Below are 25,054 nucleotides of genomic sequence, written 5' to 3' on the forward strand. Positions count from 1 at the left end.
ATATTCCCCTTTTCTATTTCATAATGAAACGGCTTTCATAAACTATTATAGCCAATATTTACGTTTTTGTGAATATTTCCGTTTAAAGTCCTGATTAATCATTAAGAAACGATAATTTGTTTATATGCCCATAAACACGTCATAATTAATGAACGTTGTTATATCATCATTCTAATATGTAATTACCCTTTCTTCAATTTATCAAAGTTTTTAATTGGTTATCATGATTAATAACAAATTATTAATATAATATTACACTGACTTTTTTGAGATACAACTATAAAAAAGTATTGTTTTATTTTAGATTGCGTATCATAATAATAAATAACTTAATAAAGGAGTTAAAACTTATGGCAAAACAACAGCTACAAAGAGAACTCAGCAATAGACATATACAGTTAATTGCAATTGGAGGCGCAATCGGTACAGGACTTTTCTTAGGTGCCGGTCAAACCATAGCATTAACAGGTCCTTCTATTTTACTTACATATATCATTATAGGATTTATGTTGTTTATGTTTATGCGTGGCTTAGGAGAAATTCTTGTAACAAATACAGATTTTAAATCCTTTGCTGATGTGACAAATCAATATATAGGTTCATTTGCTGGGTTTGTTACCGGATGGACGTATTGGTTGTGCTGGATTATCACAGGTATGGCCGAGGTAACAGCAGTTGCAAAATATGTTAGTTTCTGGTTTCCACATATACCTAATTGGATAAGTGCTCTATTTTGTGTATTAATTTTAATGTCATTAAATTTACTGAGTGCTAAACTTTTCGGTGAACTAGAGTTCTGGTTCTCAATCATTAAAGTAGTTACAATCTTGGCACTTATCGTCGTTGGTGTGGTAATGATTATCATGGCATACGACACACAATTTGGACATACTTCATTAACCAATTTATATCAACATGGTATTTTTCCTAAAGGAATTAATGGATTTTTAATGTCATTCCAAATGGCACTCTTTTCTTTTGTAGGAATTGAATTAATCGGAGTAACGGCTGGTGAAACAAAAGATCCAACTAAAACCATTCCAAAAGCAATCAATAGTGTTCCGATTAGAATCTTAATCTTTTATGTCGGTGCATTGACTGTAATTATGTCCATCATCCCTTGGAACAATATTAATCCTGAAGAAAGTCCCTTTGTCAGATTATTTGCTTTAATCGGTATTCCATTTGCAGCAGGAATCATTAACTTTGTAGTATTAACAGCTGCTGCTTCTTCTTGTAATAGCGGTATATTTTCAAACAGTCGTATGTTATTTGGACTTTCAAATCAAAAGCAAGCACCGCCTATTTTTGAAAAAACAAACAAAAATGGAGTACCTCATATAGCTATCTTAGTATCATGTGCATTATTATTAATTTCAGCATTATTAAATTACATTATTCCAAATGCAACTTTAGTATTCACGTATATTACAACCGTTTCTACAGTGTTGTTTTTAGTCGTTTGGGCTCTAATCATAGTTGCTTATATTAATTATCATCGCCAAAATCCAGAAATGCACAAAAATGCTACATATAAATTATTTGGTGGTAAATATATAGGATATATCATTTTGGCTTTCTTCTTTTTAGTGTTTTGCTTACTTTTTGTAAATGTAGAAACAAGAAGAGCAGTCTATTTAACACCTATTTGGTTTATCATCTTGAGTCTTATGTATCTAAGATACAAAAAAATCGCAAGTTCAGAAGTAAAATAACTGCATCATTAATCTTGCATAACGACTTTACTATTTCAACTAGTTGATACAAACGCCCAAGACATAAAAATAGTCTTGGGCTTTGCTTTATACAAAGTGAATGAAAGACAATCAATATGTTTTGTCTAGAACTATAATGTTTGTGTATTTTAATTTTCGTTGTATATATCATAACAAGATTGTTAAAATGTACATTCAATTTCGAGTTATTTATACGTTTTATACTCTCTCCATAAGCGCAATCTTTTTATGTAAGAAAGAACGGAAGTTTCCATTGGTAGTGTATGTTGAGTCATGTAATAATTTTTATACATAAGGCACTTCGTTAATTTAATTTAGTGGGATTTATTAAATTATACGAAAGGCCTTATTTTTTTGAATAACAAAATATAAATTGTACCGATTTTGTAATGTGCTGACGCCTGGAGAAATAATATGAGCGAGAGACTACAGGCTCGAGGCACATCCCCAGACAAGCTTACACAATCAAAAGCGTAATATTTTAAATATAAGAATCATATGTATTCATATTAAGTTATATCTTTTGGTTAATTAAAAATATGACTTTCTATTAGTTGTATTAGTTAAATAATACGAAGCTTTTTTCTATTGTATTAAAACACATCACTTATAGAAATTTTGCATCGTGTGGACGCCCGGGGAATGATATGAATGAGAGACTACAGGCTCGAGCCATATCCCCAGGCAAGCATGCACGATCAAAATCGTAAGCTTTTAAATATAAAGAGGACCAATCCTTAGTATGGATTGGTCCTCTTATTTTGAGAATGAGGATTTATGTCCTAACCTCTCATTTTACTTATATCGTCATTTATGCTGCTTAATGCATGGATAAAGACTAATGGAAACGCCAATCTGATTAAAGAACGTTCGCATATCCTTCGAATACTTTACCTTGATTTGCATCTACAGTAATCAAGATGTCATTTTGTATCTCTTTAGTCGCATTTTCAACACCTACAATTGTTGGAATACCTTTTTCTAGGCCTATAATTGCACTTGGTGACGTAATACCACTTTCTTCAGCAATTAAGCCACTTGCTTTTTCAATATAAGGGACGAGCGTTTCATCCACAGAAGTTGTTACAATGACCGTTTCACTTAAATCTTTGCCTTCAAGTTCACTCGCATCATTAACTACTAAAGTATTTCCAACTACTGAGTTTCTACCGATACCTTGACCTTTAGCTAACTCATCACCTACTAAATGTAATTTCATCATATTCGTAGTACCTTTTTCACCAGTAGGTACGCCTGCTGTAATAATGATTAAATCACCATTTTGAACTTTTTCAGTTTCAACCGCTGTAGCAACTGCTGTGTTCAGCATAGCATCTGTTGTTTTACGTCCTTCTTTAACAACAGGATGTATACCCCAAACTAATGCACATTGACGCGCAGTTTCAGCATGAGGCGTAACTGCAATAATATCTGATTTAGGACGATATTTAGAAATTGTTCTAGCAGTTGACCCACTCTCAGTTGCTGCGACTATCGCTTTTACATTTAAATTTAAAGCAGTATGCGCTACTGAAACACCAATTGCATTAACTAATGAAGTTTGCACTAATTTAGTACGATCTGATAATAATCGTTTATAATCTTGTGCAGCTTCAGCTGAAATTGCAATATTACGCATTGTTTTAACTGCTTCTTCTGGATATAATCCAGCAGCAGTTTCGCCTGAAAGCATAACTGCGTCTGTACCGTCATAGATGGCATTCGCAACGTCACTTGCTTCAGCACGTGTCGCACGAGGGTTACGTTGCATTGAATCTAACATTTGCGTCGCTGTGATAACTGGTTTACCTAATTTATTACATTGTCTGATTAAATCTTTTTGCACCATTGGTACTGATTCAGGTGGTATTTCAACACCCATATCACCACGTGCAACCATTAAACCGTCTGAAACTTCAAGTATCTCTTTAATGTTATCTATACCTTCTTGATTTTCAATTTTAGGAATAATGTTAATGTTTGTATTTTTACCATCTTCAAGTAATCTACGAATATCTAATACATCACTTGGGCGACGAACAAAACTTGCAGCGATAAAGTCAATATTTTCACTTATACCGAATTTAATATCTTCAGCATCTTTATCTGTAATGCCAGGTAAACTTACTTTAACACCCGGTAAGTTTACACCTTTTTTATTTTTTAACTCTCCAGTATTTAAAACATCACAAACAACTTCACCGTTAGCTTTGTCTATTTGTTTTACTTGTAATTCAATAAGACCATCATCTAATAAAATATATGAACCTTCTTGAACATCATTTATTAGATTATCGTAAGTTACTGAGAATTTTTCTGGTGTACCTTCAACTTCAGTCATACTTACGATGACTTCCGTACCTTTTTCAAGTTCAATAGCACCATCTTTCATGTTGTGAGTACGGATTTCAGGACCTTTAGTATCTAATAATATAGCGACTGTTTTGCCCAATCTATGAGATACTTCACGAATTCTATCAATTCTAGCTTTATGTTCTGCATGATCACCATGTGAGAAATTCAATCTCGCAACATTCATTCCAGCCTTAATTAATTTCTCTAGCATTTCTTCAGACTCTGATGCAGGTCCTATTGTACAAACAATTTTAGTTTTTCTCATTATTAATGCCTCCCAGTATTTTATATCGATAATTCATTTGCTAAAGCAAAAGTTTCAAAATCAAACTTGTGTTCATTTGATCTGAATATTTCTTCAAATGATGTGTCTGTTAATTCATTGTTGCGGATACCAACACCAATTGCTGTTTTTCCTTCTAGCAATAACTCTACAGCATGTCCACCTAATCGTGAAGCAAGTACTCTATCTGCGCCACTTGGACTGCCACCACGTTGGATATGGCCAAGTACAGATACACGCGCATCAACATTAATGTACTTTGTCAATTCTTTTGCGCAATCTTCTCCAGACATACAACCTTCTGCAACCATAACAATGGAATGTTTTTTTCCACGTCTTATCCCATTATCAATTTTCTCTGCTACATCTTTAATATCCGTTTCTACTTCTGGGACAATAATTGTTTCTGCCCCAACTGAAAGTCCAGCCCATAGAGCTAAGTCTCCACAATCACGACCCATAACTTCAATGATAAATGTTCTTGCGTGACTTGAGGCCGTATCACGAATTTTATCAACACAATCTATAATGGTATTTAAAGCAGTATCAAATCCTATTGTAAAATCTGAACCATTGATATCATTATCAATTGTACCTGGTACTCCTATCGTTTGAATTTCTTTACATTCTTCACTTATACGTTGAGCACCTCTATAGCTACCATCTCCGCCGATAACTACTAGTCCTTCAATTCCTCTTTTACGTAAGTTATCTATAGCTTTTTTCCGAACTTCTGCTTCTTTAAATTCAGGACATCTCGCTGAATACAGAAAAGTTCCGCCACGTTGGATTGTATCACCAACAGAACCGAGCTCTAACTTCTCGATATCATCGTTTAATAATCCTTGATAGCCTTGGTAAACACCATAAACTTCAATATTATTATAAATCGCTTTTCTAACAACAGCTCTAATAGCCGCGTTCATGCCTGGTGAATCTCCACCGCTAGTCAACACTGCAATTTTTTTCATGACGACATACCTTTCTAACATGTATTTCTTATTCTAAAAATACCATAAAATCATAGAAGGTGCCATTAAAATAAGGCTTAGTAACTCATGTAAACGTTTTTAATTATAGTAAAAAAACATTTTACAATACGAAAGCGTTTCCTTTTACTTTATCTCATATTGTCAAAACAACTATACTTTATCATACCTTTAACTTCACTTTATTAAACAGACATCTCAATTTTCCATTTTACATTGCTTTATTCAATAAAAATAAGAGCACTAATATGAAATCAAGTATTGAAAACCTGACTCCAATTTCATGCTCTTTGAAAACCTTAGACTATTAATGCTTCATAGCTACTATGTGTACTAAAAAATGTTTTGTTGATGTAAACATTAAGTGCTTTTTAGTTATTCATTAAAAGATCCAATATTTCTAAATTTATCATAACGATCATCTATGATTTGCTGTTCATTAAATGCATTTAATTCACTCAAATGATTTAAAAATGCTTTTTTAATACTTTGTGCTTGCGTTTCAATATCATGATGAGCACCACCAAGTGGTTCTTTTAAAACCTCATCGGCAATTTTCAACTCATATAAATCTTCTGCCGTAATCTTCATTGTTTCGGCAGCTATTTGTGCTAAATTACTATCTTTCCATAGTAATGCAGATGCACCTTCTGGTGAAATAACAGAATAAGTACTATTTTCAAGCATTAATAAACGATTTGAAATACCGAGACCTAAAGCCCCACCGCTTCCGCCTTCACCTATTACAACTGCAATGACTGGCACTTTAAGTGCTGCCATTTCAATGAGATTTTTAGCTATAGACTCACTTTGACCACGTTCTTCTGCTGCTTTTCCTGGGTAAGCACCTTTTGTATCAATAAAAGTGAAAATAGGTCGGTTGAATTTTTCAGCTTGTTTCATTAAACGTAATGCTTTTCTATACCCCTCAGGGTGTGCCATACCAAAGTTACGATAAATATTATCTTTGGTATCTTTTCCCCGCTGTTGGCCAACTACTGTTACTGCTTGGCCATTTAAATATCCAATACCACCAATCATAGCTGGATCATCTCGAAAATTACGATCACCGTGTAACTCAATAAAGGAGTCAAAAATATGTGGTATATAATCTAATGATGTAGGTCTTTCTTGTAAGCGCGCTAATTGTACACGATCCCAAGGCTTTAAATGAGTATATACTTTTTTTGTTTCACGTTCTAAAGACGCCTCAAGCATATCAATTTCTTCCTGTAAGTCCACATCATTTTTTTCTTGTGATTCTTTCAACGATTCAATTTTATTTTTTATTTCAAAAAGCGGCTTTTCAAAGTCAAGCATTCGTTTTCACCTCTTGGTGCATTTTTAGAATATTAGAAAGTGTTACTTTCATTTCTTTTCTATGTACAACCTTATCTAGTTGTCCATGTTCTAATAAAAATTCAGCAGTTTGGAAGTCGTCAGGTAGCTTTTCATTAATCGTTTGTTCGATTACACGTCTGCCAGCAAAACCAATGAGTGCTTTGGGTTCACTTAAATTAATATCACCAACTGAAGCAAAACTTGCCGATACGCCACCTGTTGTTGGGTTTGTAATATATGAAATATATAGCAATCCATGATCCATATGTCTTTTTAATGTAACACTTGTTTTACCCATCTGCATTAATGATATGATACCTTCTTGCATTCTAGCACCACCACTAGCAGAAAATAGGATGAATGGTAAACGGTGCTCAGTGCAGTGTTCTATAATTCTGCAAATCTTTTCACCAACAACTGATCCCATGCTCCCCATTCTAAATCGAGCATCCATCACAGCTACACCAAATTCAATGCCGTCTAAATACGCTGTACCAGTAACAACAGCTTCATTTAACTCTGTTTTTTGTTGGTCTTTTTGAATTTTTTCTTCATAACTTGGAAAATCCAATGGATTCGCAGAGGTCATTCCTTTGTCAAATTCTGTGAATGTACCTTCATCAGAAATGGCTTCAATTCTTTTATACGCTGTTAAAGCGATGTGATGATCACAATTGAAACATACGTTTAAATTTTCAGCTAATTCTTTGGTATACATAATCTTTTTACATTTCGGGCATTTCGTCATAATTCCCGCTGGAACATCACTTTGTTTTGAATCGGAAACAGTCACATACTTTTTCTTTTTACTACTTCTATTGAAAAAATCTTTAAACATTTTAAACCTCCACTTAACCATTACTGTCTTTCCAATATTATAAACTCAATATTTTGAGATCAGTATTCATGAATATTATTTATCTAAGTCTGTTAATTTCATTGTTTTATTATAAATTTCTTCTGGATCCATATCTGTTCTTGCTACTCCTGTTTCCATTGCTGCCTTTGCAACCTCTCTAGCAACAGAAGGTGCAACACGTTTATCAAATGGACCTGGAATACAGTAATCTGGATTTAATTCTTCCGGTTTAATTAAGTCTGCAATTGCTTCTACTGCAGCTTGTTTCATCTCTTCATTAATGTGTGTAGCTTCTACATCTAATGCACCTCTGAATATACCAGGAAATGCAAGTACGTTATTGATTTGATTTGGGTAATCAGAACGACCAGTTCCAATTACTTTAGCGCCTGCTTCTTTTGCTACATCAGGGTTGATTTCAGGGTTAGGATTCGCCATTGCAAATATAATTGGATCTTTAGCCATTGACTCAACCATTTCTTTTGTTAATAAATCAGCTACAGAAACACCAATAAATACGTCAGCATCTTTAATTACATCATTTAACGAACCTTCGACTCTATCTCTGTTTGTCCATTTAGCTACAAATGATTTTGTATCATTCATTCCATGGGAACGACCTTCATAAATTGCACCTTTGGAATCACACATAATCATATCTCTAACACCATATGAATACAGTAATTGAACAATTGCCATACCTGCTGCACCAGCTCCGTTAAGCACCACTTTTATATCCGATAATTCTTTATCTATAATGCGCAGCGCATTTATCATACCTGCAACTGTAACAATTGCTGTCCCATGTTGGTCATCATGAAAAACAGGTATTTTTGTTTCTTTTTTCAAACGCTCTTCTATTTCAAAACAACGTGGAGCAGAAATATCTTCAAGATTAATGCCGCCGTAGTTAGGTTCTAATAACTTCACTGTATTAACAATTTCATCTGTATCCGTAGTATTTAGTGCAATTGGTACACCATCTATACCTGAAAAACTTTTAAACAAAACTGCTTTACCTTCCATTACTGGAATACTAGCTTCTGGACCTATGTCACCTAATCCAAGTACAGCTGTACCATCTGTAACAACTGCGACTGTATTTGCTTTCATTGTATATTCAAATACTTTTCTAGGGTCTTCGTGTATTTCTTTACATGGCTCAGCTACACCAGGTGAATACGCTAAACTCAACTCTTCTTTATTGGTCACTTGAACTTTTGGTGTAACTTCTAATTTACCTTGATTTATTCTATGCATTTCTAGTGCGTCGTCTCTTAATGTCATGTAAACCTACCCCTTACATTCAATAATTTTAATCAGTCATATATATTTTTATTACAATCTAACATAAATTACAAATGTTATCGTTAGTATTAAATCCCAAGCATAAGTTGTATGTTAACTTTTGTAATAAAAACATATATTTTACATGAAGGATTGATGCCATCATTTAATATAAACTGATGGTAAGTTTCAACTTAACCATCAGTTTACTATATCATAGTTTATGGACTTGATAAAGTTAAATTATCCTTATATCCCACGGTGAGAACTTAGATATAAGCACTTCAATTTTTTCTTTTTCACGCGAGATAAAACCTATAATTTTAAATTGATTTTGTTTTTCTTGAAAATATTTCACTGGGATATCGTCTGCAGTTTCTTGTGAATTTAACCATTGTTTTATTTCCGATAAACTTTCAATATTTCTTATGATTACTTGTTTCGCATTTGCTAATTTATTGCTCTCAAATGACGCAACATTTTCTATTTGGTTAATAATAAGTTGCTTTTTATTATTTCTATTTTCAAATTTTCCTTTCACGATAAGCGTATCTGTACTGTTTAAATATACTTCAAATTTTTTATATGCGTCTGGGAACACCACACCATCTAAATTGTTAAGACCATCATTTAATGTAATAAATGCCATGTTTTGTCCATTTTTAGTACGAATACGTTTTAACTGGTCGATTTGAACAAAGATTGGTTGATTATCTCTGGCATTATTAAGTTTATAAATACCAAGATATTGTTTTTCTTCAAATGCTTTTTCTACAGGATGTGTAGATACATAAAACCCTAAATATTCTTTTTCATAATCACTTAACACTTGATCTGGTAGCTCTTCTTTTTCTTCATATGTTGTTTTAGGTGTCAACACATCGAAAATAAAACCATCTTGTTCAACATCGGAGACGTCATCTAACACTTGGTCAATAGACTGTAATAAAGTCGCTCTATTTTTACCAAATGTATCAAAAGCGCCGACTAATATTAATGCCTCAAGTAATTTCCTACTCTTTATTCTTTTAGGTATACGACGTGTAAAGTCAAAGAAATCTTTATATGCACCATTACTTTTTCTTTCATCTACAATGAGTTTAACACTTTGATAACCTATGCCTTTAATCGCACCTAAAGATAAATATATACCTTTATTACTTGCTTTATAAAACCAATGACTTTCATTAATATTAGGTGCTAATATATTTAATTGCTGATGTTTCGCTTCATCGATCATTTGTGCCGTCTTTTTTTCGCTACCAATTGAATTACTTAAAATATTGGCATAAAAATAATTAGCATAGTGCACTTTTAAATAACTCATAATATAAGCTATTTTGGAATAGCTCACTGCATGTGCACGTGCAAAGCCATAGTCTGCAAATTTTAAAATCAAATCAAAAATCTGCTTGCTTAATCGTTCATCATATCCGTTACTTAAAGCACCTTCCACAAAATGTTGTCGCTCACTCTCTAATACTGCACGATTTTTTTTACTCATAGCACGTCTTAATATATCTGCTTCACCATAACTAAAATGAGCAAACTTACTCGCGATTTGCATAATTTGTTCTTGATAAATAATTACACCGTAAGTAGTTTTTAATATGGGTTCTAAATCTTTATGCAAATATTGTACTTTTTCAGGGAAGTGTCTTCTTGTAATATAGGTTGGAATTTCTTCCATAGGTCCTGGTCTATACAAAGAAGTTACTGCCACAATATCTTCAAATTGTTCTGGCTGTAATTTTTTCAATACATTTCGTATGCCATCAGATTCTAATTGGAATACACCTGTTGTGTCACCCTGCGAGAGTAACTGAAATACTTTTGGATCATTAAAAGGAATGGATTCAATATCTATATCAATATTCATATCTCTTTTTACTTGTTTAACTATTTGATGAATAATGGATAAGTTTCGTAAACCTAGAAAATCAATTTTTAAAAGGCCAATACGTTCAGCTTCAGTCATGGTCCACTGCGTCAATAACCCCGTATCTCCTAAGGTTAATGGTGTATATTCATATAAAGGATGATCGTTTATAATGATCCCTGCTGCATGTGTTGACGTATGTCGTGGCAATCCTTCTAACTTTTTACAAATTTCAAACCAGCGTTCATGCCGATGATTTCTATGCACAAATTGTTTAAATTCAGTTTTCTCATATGCCTCATCTAATGTAATACCTAATTTATGAGGGATTAAAGATGAGATCTCATTTAATGTTATTTCATCAAAACCCATAATTCGACCTACATCTCTTGAAACTGCCCTCGCTAATAAATGACCAAACGTCACAATGCCAGCAACGTGGTTATCACCATATTTTTCTTGTACGTATCTAATCACTTTTTCTCTATGCGTATCTTCAAAATCGATATCAATATCTGGCATAGTAACACGTTCAGGATTTAAAAAGCGCTCAAATAACAAGTTATATTTAATGGGATCAATCGTCGTAATATCTAATAGATAACTGACTAAGGAGCCAGCAGATGAACCACGACCCGGACCGACTAATACATCATGAGTTTTGGCATAATGGATTAAATCACTAACAATTAAAAAATAATCTTCAAAACCCATGCGTGTAATAATCTCATATTCATGATTAAGCCTGTCATCGTATTTTTGTAATGATGCTTTAGGTAAATTTAGTTGTTTCAAATTTTGTTGGAGAATTTGATAAAGGTAATCTTTAGACGGTTGGTTATTCGGTGTCTTGAATTTAGGTAATAACGATTGATGATATTGTAGTTCAGCATTACAGATGGACGCGATGTAATTTGTATTTTGCCAAATTTGCTCATTTAAATTAAACGCATCCAAATCGGTCCGACTATACATATGTGCATTATAATTATGAACTTCTTTAACCAAATCTAATTTCTCATTATTTTTTATAGCAGCTAAAGCCGTTAAAGTATCCGCATCATCTTCATTTAAATAATTTGTACTTTGCGCCCATACAACTGGAAAATCTAATCGTTGTTGGCTATTGTGATTTACAAATATATCTTCTTTATCAGTGAAATTTTGTAATATACTTTGGTGTGCTTCCGTAACATTTTTAAATATGATAACCAAATGATTAATATATTTATTCAGCCACTCTATTGGTGTTTCAGTCTTCTCTTTCATTTTTATGGCAGAAGATAATTTAAATAAATCTTTTAGACCTTGATTATTTTTAGCAAGTACTATAGTTTCAATTGATGATAAACCATCTGTAAGATAAATCGTCATTCCAAATAAAGGATGGATATTTGCTGCAATACACGCGTCATAAAATTGAGGATAACCATATAAAACGTTTGTATCTGTAATTGCTAACGATGTATAACCTTCTTTCGTTGCTTTCGCAATGACATCTTTAATTTTAATACTTGAATTCAATAAGTCATACGATGTATGAACGTTTAAATGCGCAACCATCAGCAAATACCTCCTTAATCTTACAATTTATTATTTAATGCTTGTGCTAATTCTTCAAATTGCTGCCAATCTGCAACTGAAACACCAGATGCATTCGGATGACCTCCACCACCAAATGCATTAGCAATATCATTAATGACGATACCTTTAGAACGAATGCGACATCTAATTTCGGAACCTTCATCTACCGCAAACACCCATATTTTCAATCCTTGAATATCAGCAATCGCATTGACAAAAAGCGAAGCTTCATTCGCTACAATATCAAATTCCTCAAGTACATCTTTGGTGATTTTCACTTTACAAAAACCTTTTTCATTTAAATCAAAATTCTGTAAAACATGGCCTTGAAAAGGTAATAGTTTTGGATCTTTTTCCCCTAATTTATTCAATTCTTGTTGATGGTTAAATGAATATTTTAATAATTGGCTTGCGACTTCCATAGTATGTGGTGTTGTATTATTAAATAAAAACCGTCCAGTATCTCCTACAATACCTAAATATAATACTCTTGCTACAGAATCATCAATTAGTGATTGATCGTTAAAATGACTTATAAAATCAAAAATAATCTCACTCGTTGATGATGCTTGATCATTCACATAGTTAATATCTCCGTATTGGTCAACTGCTGGATGATGATCTATTTTAACAAGACGCTTGCCAGCATTGAATCTATGGTCACTGATTCTAGGAGAATTAGCAGTATCACATACGATAACCAATGCTTCGTTATATTGGTCATCACTAATATCATCAAAAGTACCGATAAAATCAAGTGACGGTTCTCCTTCTCCTACTGCATAAATATTCTTTTCTGGAAATTTAAGTTTCAAATAATTTTTCATTCCAAGTTGTGACCCATAAGCATCTGGATCTGGTCTTACATGTCTATGTATGATTACTGTTTGAACCGCTTTTATTTCATCCATAATTTGATTAAATTCTATCGTCATTTTTATCTTCCTTTTTTAAAGTTATATATGTGCCTTTTAATCTATCATTTGACAAATAATCATTGCTTTTGCAACTTGTTTACCATCACTTGTCATCGTTACTTCTAATTTTGCAAAATTTCTTCCTACATCTAACATATCATAATGTACATTAATTTCAGATTCAATTTGCACAGTCTTAATGTAAATGATATTTAAACTTTCAATCATTACTTCAAGTTTCTTTAATTTTCGCATTTCATAACGCACAGTTTCTTCAATAATAGCTACAAACACCGCTTTACTCAGTGTACCAAACTGATTTGTAAGTAAAGGCGAAGTTTGTACTTGAATATCATCATTTGCAATTGTAATATGTTTAGCTACTTGATCATTAATGGTTTCGCCTACCTGGGGCTGACGACTCAGTAATTGCATTGCTGTCAATACATCTTTTCTTGTAATTACACCAATTAATTTTTTGCTTGGTGAAATCACTGGTAATAATTCGATGCCTTCCCAAATCATCATGTGCGCACAATTTGCTACTGTAGTTGATAGTTGTACATTAAGCGGAGACTTAGTCATAAAATGTGCTAAAGTATCCTTGTCTTCCATTTTAATTATTTCTTTACTCGTAATGATACCAACTAAGCGCCAATGTTCATCAATAACTGGGAATCTGGAGTGACCTGTGCGTTTTGCTTTTTCTTTATAATCGTGCAAAGTCATATTATCAAAAACCACAGTATCTTCATTCACAGATTTCACTATATCTTCGACGACTAATATTTCTTTCCGAATCATTTGATTATACATCGCTCTGTTAATAATATTCGCAACTAAATATGTATCATAATTAGATGATAGTATTGGTAAATCATGTTCATCAGCATATTTGATTATTTCATTGGACGTTCTAAAACCACCAGTAATCAATACTGCACTTCCTCTTTTCAAAGCGGCTAGTTGGACATCTTTTCGATTTCCTACAATCAACAATGTATGTGGACTTAAATACTTTACCACATCTTCAATTTCCATTGCGCCAATAGCAAATTTTGTTAATGTCTTGATGAGGCCATTTCTTCCTCCTAATACTTGTCCATCAATTATTTTTACAATTTCTCCAAATGTAAGTTGTTCAATTTGTTCACGTGTTTTCTTTTCTATTCGGACAGTACCAACTCTATCGATTGTTGCTACTAAACCAATTCTACCGGCATCTTTGATCGCACGATAAGCTGTCCCTTCAGAGACATTTAAATCTTTCGCTATTTTTCTAACAGAAATTTTTTGCCCTACTGCTAAAGATTCGATATAAGATAAAATTTGCTCATGCTTTGTCATTGTAATAACCTCATTTTTGGACATTTTCTATGATATTATAACTTTTTATAACTAAAATTGCGATTTAATCACTTAAAAAATATATTTTAACTTTAATTATGACATATATTCACTAAGATATTAATATCTATAAAACTTTTTACTCTGTTAATATGAAAACATATAATTTTTAATTTGATTTGTGATAAACTCTAATTAGAATAGAATTAAGGAGGGATGGAATAATGTTTAAAAATATTTTACTTGGTGTTGATACAACACTTAAAAATGAAAAAGCACTTAAAGAAGTTTCTAAGTTAGCTGGTGAAGACACTGTTGTAACAATTCTTAATGCAATCAGTGAGCAAGATGCACAAGCATCGATTAAATCTGGTGTTCATTTAGATAAACTCGTTGAAAAACGTAGTAAAGGGTTAGAAAGCACTCGAAATACACTCGATGAGTATGGCATCAAATATGATGAAATCATTGTGCGTGGTAATGCCAAAGAACAATTGGTAAAAGAAGCAAATAGTGGCAAATATGAAATAGTTGTCCTCAGTAACCGTCGTGCCGAAGAAAAGAAAAAATTCGTACTAGGTAGCGTGAGTCACAAAGTTGCTAAAAGAGCAAGCATCCCTGTGCTTATTGTAAAATAGTATAGCGATGTAATGACTGGGATAATCATCTCATTGCAACAAATGGTGCAATCCCATAAAAACAAAGAAAACGCCAATTTCTACTATGATGTTAGTGAAATTGGCGTTTATATTTTAGTATAAACTGTTGATATCGCTATCACTCTAAAGTTGAACTGCGTCACCTGGGTTTAATATCTGTACTTCACCTTCTGAAACAGCTGACTTGAAGTCATCTGGATTTTGTTTGATTAAGTCAAATGTATTGTAGTGAATTGGTACTGTAATTTTAGGTTTAATGAACTGATTAATTGCAAAACTAGCATCATCAATGCCCATTGTGAAATTATCACCAATTGGAATAAAACAAATGTCAACCGGATGACGTTCAGCAATTAATTTCATGTCACCAAATAATCCTGTATCACCAGTATGATAAATCGTCTTGCCTTCTATTTCTAAAATTAGCCCCATCGGCATTCCTAAATATACGGGAATACCATTGTCATCAGTCAAGCTAGAACTGTGAAACGCTTGTACAAACTTAACCGTTCCAAAATCAAATTCTGCTTTACCACCAATATTCATAGGTCTAACATTTTCAACATTTTTAGTAGTCGTTAAATAATCACCTAATTCTGCTGAACCAATAACTGTTGCGTGATTTCTATTTGCTAATTCAATCGTATCACCAAAATGGTCTCCATGACCATGTGTTAAAATAATATAATCAACTTCTAAAGTTTCAGCATCTAAATCGGATAAATCGTTGCCCGTAATAAATGGATCAACAATTACTTTTTTGCCATTCGCTTCAAAATAAATCGTTGATTGTCCGTGAAAAGATAATTTCATATCGATAATTCCTCCCATAAAACTGTTTGTTTTATATATACCACAATTATTAACAGTTATAACACGCTTATATCAAAATACGCGCTTATATTTGATAATTCTTTAATAATTTTAGCAATATACCTTATTTCAACATATTATTTTTGAATTCCTTACACAACTAACATAAAATTAATATAATCATATATTTAGGAGGCAGTAAAAATGAAGTTACAACAAGTTAAAGAATCATTAAAATCACAACAAGCTGACGCAGCATGGATTACTACCCCATTGAACATCTTTTATTTCACTGGCTATTTAAGTGATCCTCATGAACGTTTACTAGCTTTATTAATCAAAGAAAATGGCGATCAAGTCCTATTTTGTCCACAATTAGAAGTCGAAGAAGTAAAGGCTTCACCATTTGATGGTGAAATCATTGGTTACCTTGATACAGAAAATGCATTAGATAAATATCCTTTTACTTTCAATAAAATGTTAGTTGAAGCGGCACACTTAACTGTGCAACGTCAACGTGAATTAATCGAAGCTTTTGATGTAAAAGCGTTCGGTGATATTGATCAAACAATAAAATCATTACGTAATGTTAAAAGCGATTCTGAAATTGCTAAAATTCGTAAAGCTTGTGAACTTGCAGATAAATGTATTGAAATTGGGGCAAGTTTCTTAAAAGAAGGTGTGACAGAACGACAAGTTGTTAATCACATTGAATATGAAATCAAAGCTTATGGCGTTAATGAAATGAGCTTTGATACGATGGTCCTATTCGGCGACCATGCAGCGTCACCACATGGTATACCTGGTGACCGTCAATTACAAAATAATGAATTTGTATTATTTGATTTAGGTGTCATTTATGATAACTATTGTAGTGATATGACAAGAACAATTAGATTTGGACAACCTAGCTCAGATGCTCAAAACATATACGATATCGTATTAAAAGCCGAACAAGAGGCAATCGCTGCAATTAAACCTGGTGTACAAATTAAAGATATAGACGCTATTGCTCGAGGTATTATTACAGATGCTGGGTACGGAGACTATTTCCCTCATCGATTAGGACATGGTCTTGGATTAGAAGAACATGAATATCAAGATGTTTCTAGTACAAATACAAATGAATTTGTACCAGGAATGGTTGTAACTGTAGAACCTGGCATCTATGTGCCTGGTGTAGCTGGTGTCCGTATAGAAGATGATATTCTCGTAACTGAAAATGGAAACGAAAGTTTGACAGGTTACGAAAAATGATTAAAGAAGCCGTAGTCGAAACAATCCAACAAGTTGAATATGCGATTGAAAATGGCGCAGATCGTGTTGAATTGTGTGATCACTTACATGTCGGAGGAACCACTCCAAGTATAGGAATGATTGAAATTGCTACTGAAATTTGCAAAGCAAACAACATAGAAATTGCTGTCATGATTCGTCCACGCGGCGGTGATTTTGTATATAGCCTATATGACTTTGAAATTATGCAGCGAGATATTAAAGCAATTAAATCATTTGATATTGATTATTTTGTATTCGGTTGTTTAACAGATGATAACACATTGAATGAATGGCAAATGAAAACTTTAAAACAACTAGCATCACCGATACCTGTTGTTTGCCATATGGCGTTTGATGAAATACATTTAGAAGGTCAGGTAAAAGCATTACACAAATTAATTGAACTTGGTTTTAGTAGATTATTGACACATGGGGGTCCAGCTGATACTAATATTTTTGACAATTTAAATCAGCTTGGTAAGTTGGTCGTGAATTCTGGAGGAAAGATTGAAATCATGCCCGGTGGCGGTTTAACAAAATCTAATGTTCAAGAACTCATTAGTGCATTCCCTTTTCAAGAGGTACACGGTACAAAAATTGTATGACATAACAAATTTACTCGGCACTAAATTATAATAAATCGTATTAAACCTGAAATTAAAAACTGGTAACCTCTGCTATATAGAAGAGATTACCAGTTTTTGTTTGTTATTTTTTATTATTTTAGAGTACTTTCCACATTAGAATATGGTAAATTCAAAGCTTCACCTACACCTTTATTGGTTAATACCCCATTAATTGTATTTAAACCTAATGATAAAGGTTCATTATCTTGTAATGCTTTTAAATAACCTTTTCCCGCAATTTGTAATGCATAAGGTAACGTTGCATTATTTAATGCAATAGTAGAAGTACGTGGTACTGCACCAGGCATATTAGCCACAGCATAATGTACAACACCATGTTTTTTATATGTTGGATCGTCATGTGTTGAAATACGATCAGTCGTTTCGAAAATACCACCTTGGTCTATAGCAATATCAACGATTACCGAACCGTCTTTCATAGATTTTACCATGTCTTCAGTAACTAGGTTTGGTGCTTTGGCACCTGGAATTAATACCGCACCGATGACTAAGTCACTATTTTTAACACATTCTTCAATATTTAATGGATTAGACATAATTGTGTGTACACGGCCATCAAATAAATCTTCAAGCTCTTGTAAACGCTTAGGGTTAACATCCAAAATCGTTACATCGGCACCTAAACCTAATGCAATTTTAGCAGCATTTGTACCAGCCTGACCGCCGCCGATGATCGTTACGCGACCTTTAGCTACACCAGGTACACCACCAAGTAAAATGCCCATGCCGCCTTTATATTTTTGTAAAAATTCAGCACCAATTTGTGCAGACATACGCCCTGCTACTTCACTCATCGGCGTTAATAATGGTAATGATTTATCTGGCAATTGAACTGTTTCATAAGCAATGCCTATTACTTTATTATCTAATAAAGCTTGTGTGAGTTTCTTTTCATTTGCTAAATGTAAATAAGTAAATAGTATTAACCCTTCCTTAAAGAATTGGAACTCTTCTTCTAATGGTTCTTTAACTTTCATAACCATATCAACGTTCCATACTTCAGCCGCTCCATCACCAATTTTAGCCCCAGCTGTAATATAATCATCGTCTTCAAAATATGAACCTAAACCAGCAGATTTTTCAACAATAACTGAGTGGCCTTGTTCTACTAATGCATGTACACCACTTGGTGATAAGCTCACCCTATTTTCATTGTTTTTAATCTCTTTCGGAATACCTATTATCATTTTATCCACCTCCAAATTTATAGTAACGCGTATTATATGAAAGCGCAATCATAGTTTAGAGTATTTTTACAACATGTATTAAGGCGAATTATGTTAATATTCTGTAAATAGTGGTATAATATAAGCAAGAAGATGAAGGAGGTAATTGTGATGCTAACGTATAAAAATATTTTAATCGCAGTCGATGGATCACATGAAGCTGAATGGGCATTTAATAAAGCTGTAGAAGTTGCAAAACGTAATGATTCAAAACTAACAATCGTAAATGTTATTGATTCAAGAACTTACTCTTCTTATGAAGTTTATGATGCACAATTTACTGAAAAGTCAAAAAACTTCTCTGATGATTTATTAAAAGGTTATAAAGAAGTGGCAACGAATGCTGGTGTTACTGAAGTTGAAACAAGACTAGAATTTGGTTCACCTAAAGCAATCATACCTAAAAAATTGGCTGCTGATGTTGATGCAGATTTAATTATGTGTGGTACATCAGGTTTAAACGCAGTTGAAAGATTTATCGTAGGTTCTGTATCAGAAGCAATTGTGCGTCACTCTCCTTGTGACGTGTTGGTGGTACGTACAGAAGAACTTCCTGAAGATTTCCAACCACAAGTAGCTACAGATGAATTCAGATCCAAGTATCAAGCACATTAACGATAAAGTTCAACTTATTTAATAAAACATTCAGCTATAGAAAAAAGATAGTTTACACTGTATATCGTGATAAACTATCTTTTTTTCTTAATCATCTTAACATCGCCTGTTTAGTTGTTAAGAAATTGTTATATCATCTTCAAATGAGCTTCATATCAAGCATGTAAAATAGGATTAAGAAATGCCATAAAGGAGTTAATGATATGAACCAATTTAAGAGAATGATGATGCTTAGTTTATTTATAAGTACTTATTTTATATCTTCGTCAACACATACATATGCTTATACCGATAATGTAAAAAATGAAAAAACAGCTTCTCAATTAAAATATATTGATACAGAAACCATCCCATATAATAAATCATTTAAAAATACAAAAATAGGCGGTCTTTCTGGTATTTCTTATGATGCTAAGTCCAAAAAGTGGCTAATGATCAGTGACGATCGCTCAGAAGAAAATCCAACTAGGTTTTATGAGGCCCAAATCAATTACAATAAACATAAATTTAACAAAATGAAATTCACACAAATGCACTATTTAACACAACCAAATGGCACAAAATATCCAAGTAAGTCATCATATAAGAAGCGGCAACATGATGTTGTTGCTGACCCTGAGTCGATAAGAATTGACCCTTTAAATAATAAACGTCTGCTTTATACTAGTGAAGGCGATCGCGAACTTGGTTTCAATCCGTTTATAAGGACAGCTACTAGAAATGGCACATTTATTAGTAATCTTCAAATCCATAATCCTATTAAAATGGAACCTCAGAATAAACATGGATTTAGAAATAACCTCGCATTAGAAGGTAGCAGTTTTTCCGAAGATGGTAAGTATATTTGGACTTCTATGGAAGCACCTTTACTTCAAGATGATCAATTACCAACTATAAAATCAGGCGCTAAAACACGCTTAACAAAATATAATCGTCAAGGCGATGTTATTTCAGAAAAGCCTTATAATCTAGATCCAATTCCAAAAAAACCAGGAAAAAATAAAGATGCTGAAAATGGAATTTCTGAAATTTTAACATTGAATAAAAAGGAATTACTTGTACTTGAGCGTGCCAGTGTTCAAGATAAAAATAACAATTTCAAAAATTATATACGTATTTATAAAATTGATAGCACAAGTGGAACAAATATTAAAAATATCAAATCACTGCAAAAAAAACATGTAACACCAGTTAAAAAACAATTAATTGCAAATCTTAATGAGCAAGACATCGGACATATTGACAATATAGAAGGTATGTCTTTTGGTCCAAAATTGCCAAATGGTCACGACAGTTTAGTCCTTATATCAGATAATAACTTTAATCAAAAACAACAAACAAACCTTACTGCATTCGAAATAAAACCTTAAGAATTGCAAAAAAACAGCTTTTATTTTTGGAATTCATATATGTCTATTTAAATTAAAGGTAAATAGGTAGTTAAAATATAAATTGTAGCGATTTTGTAATGTGCTGACACCGGGTGAATTGTATGAGTGAGTGAGAGACTACAGGCTCGAGCCATATCCCCAGGCAAGCATGCACGATCAAAATCATAATATTTTAAATATAAGAGGACCAATCCACATTAAGGATTGGCCCTCTTATTTATAAGCTAGACATTTATATCATAGATTTTAATTTTTAAACATTGTTTTATTTCTTAAACTGTGTCAAAAAACTATCGTGCATTTTAATCTATCATACTTTTGATATCAAATTTATTCAAGATTACCAAATTTAACTACATCACGTGCAATCATTACCTCTTCATTTGTAGGGATAACAATAACTTTCACAGGAGAATGTGGATAGTTTATGAAACCTTCTTCGCCATGAATCGCTTCATTTTTCTTAGCATCCCAATAAACACCCATGAATTCTAAACCTTCTAAAACTTTTGCTCTAACAGGATCAGAATTTTCACCTACGCCTGCAGTAAAGATGATTACATCTACACCGTGCATACGTGTCGCATAAGAACCAATATATTTATGAATTCTTGATGCAAACACATCTAATGCTAATTGAGCACGCTCTTTACCTGCTTTTGCCTCATCAATAATATCTCTTAAATCACTTGAAGTGCCAGAAATACCTAATAAACCAGATTCTTTATTTAAAGTATTCAGAACTTCTTCTGCATTTTTTCCTGTTTTTTCCATAATAAATGGTATTAAGGCAGGGTCAATATTCCCTGAACGTGTACCCATAGTAACACCAGCTAATGGTGTGAATCCCATTGAAGTATCAACAGATTCTCCACCATCAATTGCAGCAATGGATGCTCCGTTACCGATATGACATGAAATCATGCGCAATTCTTCGATCGGTTTGCCTAAAATTTCAGCTGCGCGTTGTGATACATATTTATGACTTGTTCCATGGAATCCGTATTTACGAATACCATAATCTTCATAATATTGATATGGCAAGCTGTATAGATAAGATTTCTCTGGCATTGTTTGATGGAATGAAGTATCAAAGATAGCTACATGTGGAATTTCTGGTAATAATTTGCGAAAAGCACGGATGCCCATTAAATTTGCAGGATTGTGTAATGGTGCTAGTTCACTTAATGACTCAATTTGTTCCTCAACTTCATCTGTAACATATACTGAATTTGGGAATAATTCACCACCATGTACGACACGATGACCTGTTCCATCGATATCATAAATGCTATCAATTACACCATGTTGTTTGAAGCTTTCCAACATAATATTAACCGCTTGTTCGTGGTCTGTAATATCTAATGTTGATTTGTGTTTTTCTCCGCCTACTTCAATAGTAAATACAGAATCTTTTAATCCAATACGTTCAATAAGTCCTTTAGTAATAATCTTTTCTTCCGGCATTTCAATAAGTTGAAATTTCAATGATGAACTACCAGCGTTAATAGCCAAAATTAATTTTGACATAGCATAATGCCTCCAATTTAAATTAAGTTTTTTTATATCCATATCTATTTAATCATTAATACAGTAAGAATTCAAGAATATTACAGTTTAATTTTCAGGATGATTTTCCATCATCCAAGCATTTAAATCTTGTAAAAAAGCTTGGAATTGTTGAGGGCTTTTGAAATCAGGTATATTAGCTAACAGAACCTCTACAGGCTTTGTTACATTAGTTTCTTTTTTCTGTAGAATGAGTATCGACTTACGCGCTTTTTCATTTTTAAACAGTGTAGATGGCAAGTTTAGAAAAGCTTGCATTTCTGTTTCTGTTGCAATGAAATTTTGTAACTGTTTCACATTCGTACCCTCGAATAAATTACTAGGTACTACTAAAAACGCATATCCTGATGCTTTTAATGCTGTTACTGCTTGTTCAATTAATAAATAGTGAGAAAAACTATGTCCTTCTTCAAAACCTAAGTCCATTTCTTTACTTCTATCATCCACTGGATAATATCCTATTGGTAAATCACCAATAACAACATCTGCGTCTTCAAAAGGAAGTGGCATGATAGCATCTTGAGGATAAACATCAAATGGGATTTCTAAAAAGTTTGCTAAATGTACACTCACACGAGATAATACTGGATCAACTTCAACAAGATGATGCATAACTGTATGTTCAGTTAATACTTCATGTACAGAAGCGCTCAAATGTCCAGCCCCACTTGCAATATCTGCGACATGAAATGCTTCTTTATTTTTTAAAAAACGCTCGGCAAGGAATCCTAGAATCATTCCAATTGAATCAGGTGTAATTTGATGGTTTGCTTGAATATCTTCTTTTTGCATTAGATTTAAATAAGCAAATTGAAATGCCTTACGTCTATCTTGTAATGTAGCTTGTTCCAGCAATGATCTTTGATTAGTATAAACATTTTCCATTGCAAGACCTAAATTTTCTATGAAACTTTGACCATTCTCTTCATTTAAAGATTTGGTTTTTTCATCAAGTGCCTTAAATAATTGTTCCATTACTGTTTCTTCTTGTGCCATTTAAAAGTCCTTTCTAAAAAAACTGTCCATAATTTAATTGAAATTAAGTCAGTACCCTAACTTATATTACCAAATAATTATGGACAGTTTAATTTATAATGTCAACGATACTGTTTTATGAGTTTTACTAGTATAATCATGTGACAATATTATATAATTTATAGACTACGATAAGCTTCTAATGCAGCATCAAAGTCTGGGAAATTTGTGCCTTCAGAAACAATTTCAGTATAAACTACTTTATTGTTTTTATCTAAAACGAAAACAGAACGTGCTAATAAACGTAATTCTTCCATAACAACACCGTACGTTTTACCGAAAGATAAGTTTCTATGATCGCTCAATGTGATTACATTTTCTAAGCCATTTGATGCACACCATCTTTTTTGTGCAAATGGTAAGTCTGCAGAAATTGTTAAAACTACACCATCTTCTTTAGCAGCTTCTTCATTAAATTTACGTGTTTGTTGATCACAAACACCTGTATCTATAGACGGAACAACGCTAATTAATTTTTTTTGTCCGTCATAAGTTTCTAAATTAACTTCATTTAAATCATTATCTAAAACAGTAAAATCTGGCGCATATTCTCCTTTTTTTACTTGTGAACCATATAGTGTTACTGGTTCTTGTTTGAATGTAATTTGTGCCATGTTGCACGCCCTCCTATTAAATAGTTCTTACTACCATAGTATACCCATCTATCGTCTCAAAATAAACTCATAGATAACTAAAGTTTACTTTTATTTTTTTAAATAAAATAATTTTTCGTATTTATTTCTGATTACGACCGTGTCAGCGAAGATATCATGAATACCTCTGTGTTTATTTGTAAACAAAATAACTAAGTAAGGTAAATTAAATAACACGCCACTTATAATACGTCCAATCCACTCCCTAAATAACACATCTGCCCATGTAAGTGATTGACGATCTATCCTTTCTACCCGAATGTTACAAATCATTTTACCTATCGTTTGTTTGAAAAATTTAGTTAATAATACAAAGTATAGATAAAATACAACCGCATCTAAAATGTGTCCTAGGCTAAAATATTCAATCCATAACTTAAGTTCATCAATATGCGTAAAATGATATATCGGTTTCAATATCAGACCCTGTATACCAAATATAATGAGTAAATCAATAATAAAACTCCAAAACCTTATACCAAAACCTGCATATACAGACTGTGCTAATTGTTTATGATACATTGCTTCTATATCAGATTTATCATTTTCTGGAGTTGTCTGTAAAGTTTGTTCATTTGTATACTGCTCCAT

Annotated in this window: 20 protein-coding genes; 6 read left to right on the forward strand and 14 right to left on the reverse strand. The window is 32.8% G+C overall.

Going from position 1 to position 25,054, the window contains the following annotated elements:
• Positions 1 to 350: 350 nt before the first annotated feature.
• Positions 351 to 1,715 carry an amino acid permease gene (locus tag KA873_RS07160; protein ID WP_107383775.1) on the forward strand — a complete coding sequence of 455 codons (1,365 nt, stop codon included), beginning with the start codon at positions 351 to 353 and terminating at the stop codon, positions 1,713 to 1,715.
• Positions 1,716 to 2,595: 880 nt separating this feature from the next.
• Here the strand turns inward: KA873_RS07160 and pyk are convergent.
• The 8 genes from pyk to KA873_RS07200 all read right to left on the reverse strand — a co-directional run bounded on the left by pyk (position 2,596) and on the right by KA873_RS07200 (position 14,577).
• Positions 2,596 to 4,356, reverse strand: a complete 1,761-nt coding sequence (gene pyk / locus KA873_RS07165) for a pyruvate kinase (RefSeq protein WP_107383776.1) — start codon at positions 4,354 to 4,356, stop codon at positions 2,596 to 2,598.
• Between the two features lie 20 nt (positions 4,357 to 4,376).
• The gene (pfkA, locus tag KA873_RS07170) at positions 4,377 to 5,345 is read right to left on the reverse strand and encodes a 6-phosphofructokinase (protein WP_107504886.1); all 969 of its coding nucleotides are present in this window, start codon (positions 5,343 to 5,345) and stop codon (positions 4,377 to 4,379) included.
• Positions 5,346 to 5,738: 393 nt separating this feature from the next.
• The gene (locus KA873_RS07175) at positions 5,739 to 6,683 is read right to left on the reverse strand and encodes an acetyl-CoA carboxylase carboxyltransferase subunit alpha (protein ID WP_107383778.1); all 945 of its coding nucleotides are present in this window, start codon (positions 6,681 to 6,683) and stop codon (positions 5,739 to 5,741) included.
• On the reverse strand, positions 6,676 to 7,542 hold the full coding sequence (gene accD, locus KA873_RS07180; RefSeq protein WP_107383779.1) for an acetyl-CoA carboxylase, carboxyltransferase subunit beta: 867 nt from the start codon (positions 7,540 to 7,542) through the stop codon (positions 6,676 to 6,678). Before accD ends, KA873_RS07175 begins: the two co-directional genes overlap by 8 nt.
• 75 nt (positions 7,543 to 7,617) lie before the next feature.
• Entirely contained in the window at positions 7,618 to 8,850 is a 1,233-nt protein-coding gene (ystJ, locus tag KA873_RS07185) for an NADP-dependent malic enzyme (RefSeq protein ID WP_107504887.1), read from the reverse strand.
• A 238-nt stretch (positions 8,851 to 9,088) separates the two neighbouring features.
• Complete coding sequence (locus KA873_RS07190) at positions 9,089 to 12,292, reverse strand: DNA polymerase III subunit alpha (protein ID WP_107383781.1); 3,204 nt, start codon at positions 12,290 to 12,292, stop codon at positions 9,089 to 9,091.
• Between the two features lie 20 nt (positions 12,293 to 12,312).
• Positions 12,313 to 13,248, reverse strand: a complete 936-nt coding sequence (locus tag KA873_RS07195) for a DHH family phosphoesterase (RefSeq protein ID WP_107383782.1) — start codon at positions 13,246 to 13,248, stop codon at positions 12,313 to 12,315.
• 36 nt (positions 13,249 to 13,284) lie between these two features.
• Entirely contained in the window at positions 13,285 to 14,577 is a 1,293-nt protein-coding gene (locus tag KA873_RS07200; RefSeq protein WP_107383783.1) for a DRTGG domain-containing protein, read from the reverse strand.
• Between the two features lie 224 nt (positions 14,578 to 14,801).
• Here KA873_RS07200 and KA873_RS07205 point away from each other — a divergent pair, with 224 nt between their 5' ends.
• Entirely contained in the window at positions 14,802 to 15,215 is a 414-nt protein-coding gene (locus KA873_RS07205; RefSeq protein WP_019468615.1) for a universal stress protein, read from the forward strand.
• Between the two features lie 144 nt (positions 15,216 to 15,359).
• On the opposite strand, the gene KA873_RS07210 is transcribed toward KA873_RS07205, so the two are convergent.
• Positions 15,360 to 16,049: a metal-dependent hydrolase gene (locus KA873_RS07210; RefSeq protein ID WP_107383784.1), complete on the reverse strand. Its 690-nt coding sequence runs from the start codon at positions 16,047 to 16,049 to the stop codon at positions 15,360 to 15,362.
• Positions 16,050 to 16,253: 204 nt separating this feature from the next.
• Here KA873_RS07210 and KA873_RS07215 point away from each other — a divergent pair, with 204 nt between their 5' ends.
• Together KA873_RS07215 and KA873_RS07220 are read left to right on the forward strand one after the other, a co-directional pair.
• A complete protein-coding gene (locus KA873_RS07215) occupies positions 16,254 to 17,306 on the forward strand; it encodes a M24 family metallopeptidase (protein WP_107504888.1) in 1,053 nt (350 codons plus the stop codon).
• Entirely contained in the window at positions 17,303 to 17,932 is a 630-nt protein-coding gene (locus tag KA873_RS07220; RefSeq protein ID WP_107383786.1) for a copper homeostasis protein CutC, read from the forward strand. The genes KA873_RS07215 and KA873_RS07220 overlap by 4 nt, the downstream gene beginning before the upstream one ends.
• Before the next feature lie 113 nt (positions 17,933 to 18,045).
• On the opposite strand, the gene ald is transcribed toward KA873_RS07220, so the two are convergent.
• Entirely contained in the window at positions 18,046 to 19,161 is a 1,116-nt protein-coding gene (ald, locus tag KA873_RS07225) for an alanine dehydrogenase (RefSeq protein ID WP_107504889.1), read from the reverse strand.
• Positions 19,162 to 19,311: 150 nt separating this feature from the next.
• Between ald and KA873_RS07230 the strand changes: the two genes are divergently transcribed.
• Both KA873_RS07230 and KA873_RS07235 read left to right on the forward strand, forming a co-directional pair.
• Positions 19,312 to 19,815 carry a universal stress protein gene (locus KA873_RS07230; protein WP_019468610.1) on the forward strand — a complete coding sequence of 168 codons (504 nt, stop codon included), beginning with the start codon at positions 19,312 to 19,314 and terminating at the stop codon, positions 19,813 to 19,815.
• A 203-nt stretch (positions 19,816 to 20,018) separates the two neighbouring features.
• Positions 20,019 to 21,185, forward strand: a complete 1,167-nt coding sequence (locus KA873_RS07235; protein ID WP_107504890.1) for an esterase-like activity of phytase family protein — start codon at positions 20,019 to 20,021, stop codon at positions 21,183 to 21,185.
• A 351-nt stretch (positions 21,186 to 21,536) separates the two neighbouring features.
• Here the strand turns inward: KA873_RS07235 and KA873_RS07240 are convergent, their stop codons facing one another.
• The 4 genes from KA873_RS07240 to KA873_RS07255 all read right to left on the reverse strand — a co-directional run bounded on the left by KA873_RS07240 (position 21,537) and on the right by KA873_RS07255 (position 25,054).
• Entirely contained in the window at positions 21,537 to 22,736 is a 1,200-nt protein-coding gene (locus KA873_RS07240; RefSeq protein WP_107383789.1) for an acetate kinase, read from the reverse strand.
• Positions 22,737 to 22,823: 87 nt separating this feature from the next.
• A complete protein-coding gene (locus KA873_RS07245) occupies positions 22,824 to 23,771 on the reverse strand; it encodes a class I SAM-dependent methyltransferase (protein WP_107383790.1) in 948 nt (315 codons plus the stop codon).
• 158 nt (positions 23,772 to 23,929) lie between these two features.
• The gene (gene tpx / locus KA873_RS07250; RefSeq protein WP_019468606.1) at positions 23,930 to 24,424 is read right to left on the reverse strand and encodes a thiol peroxidase; all 495 of its coding nucleotides are present in this window, start codon (positions 24,422 to 24,424) and stop codon (positions 23,930 to 23,932) included.
• 90 nt (positions 24,425 to 24,514) lie between these two features.
• Entirely contained in the window at positions 24,515 to 25,054 is a 540-nt protein-coding gene (locus tag KA873_RS07255; protein WP_107505148.1) for an RDD family protein, read from the reverse strand.

The sequence above is a fragment of the Staphylococcus sp. GDY8P45P genome (genome assembly GCF_017892745.1).
GTDB lineage: Bacteria > Bacillota > Bacilli > Staphylococcales > Staphylococcaceae > Staphylococcus > Staphylococcus cohnii.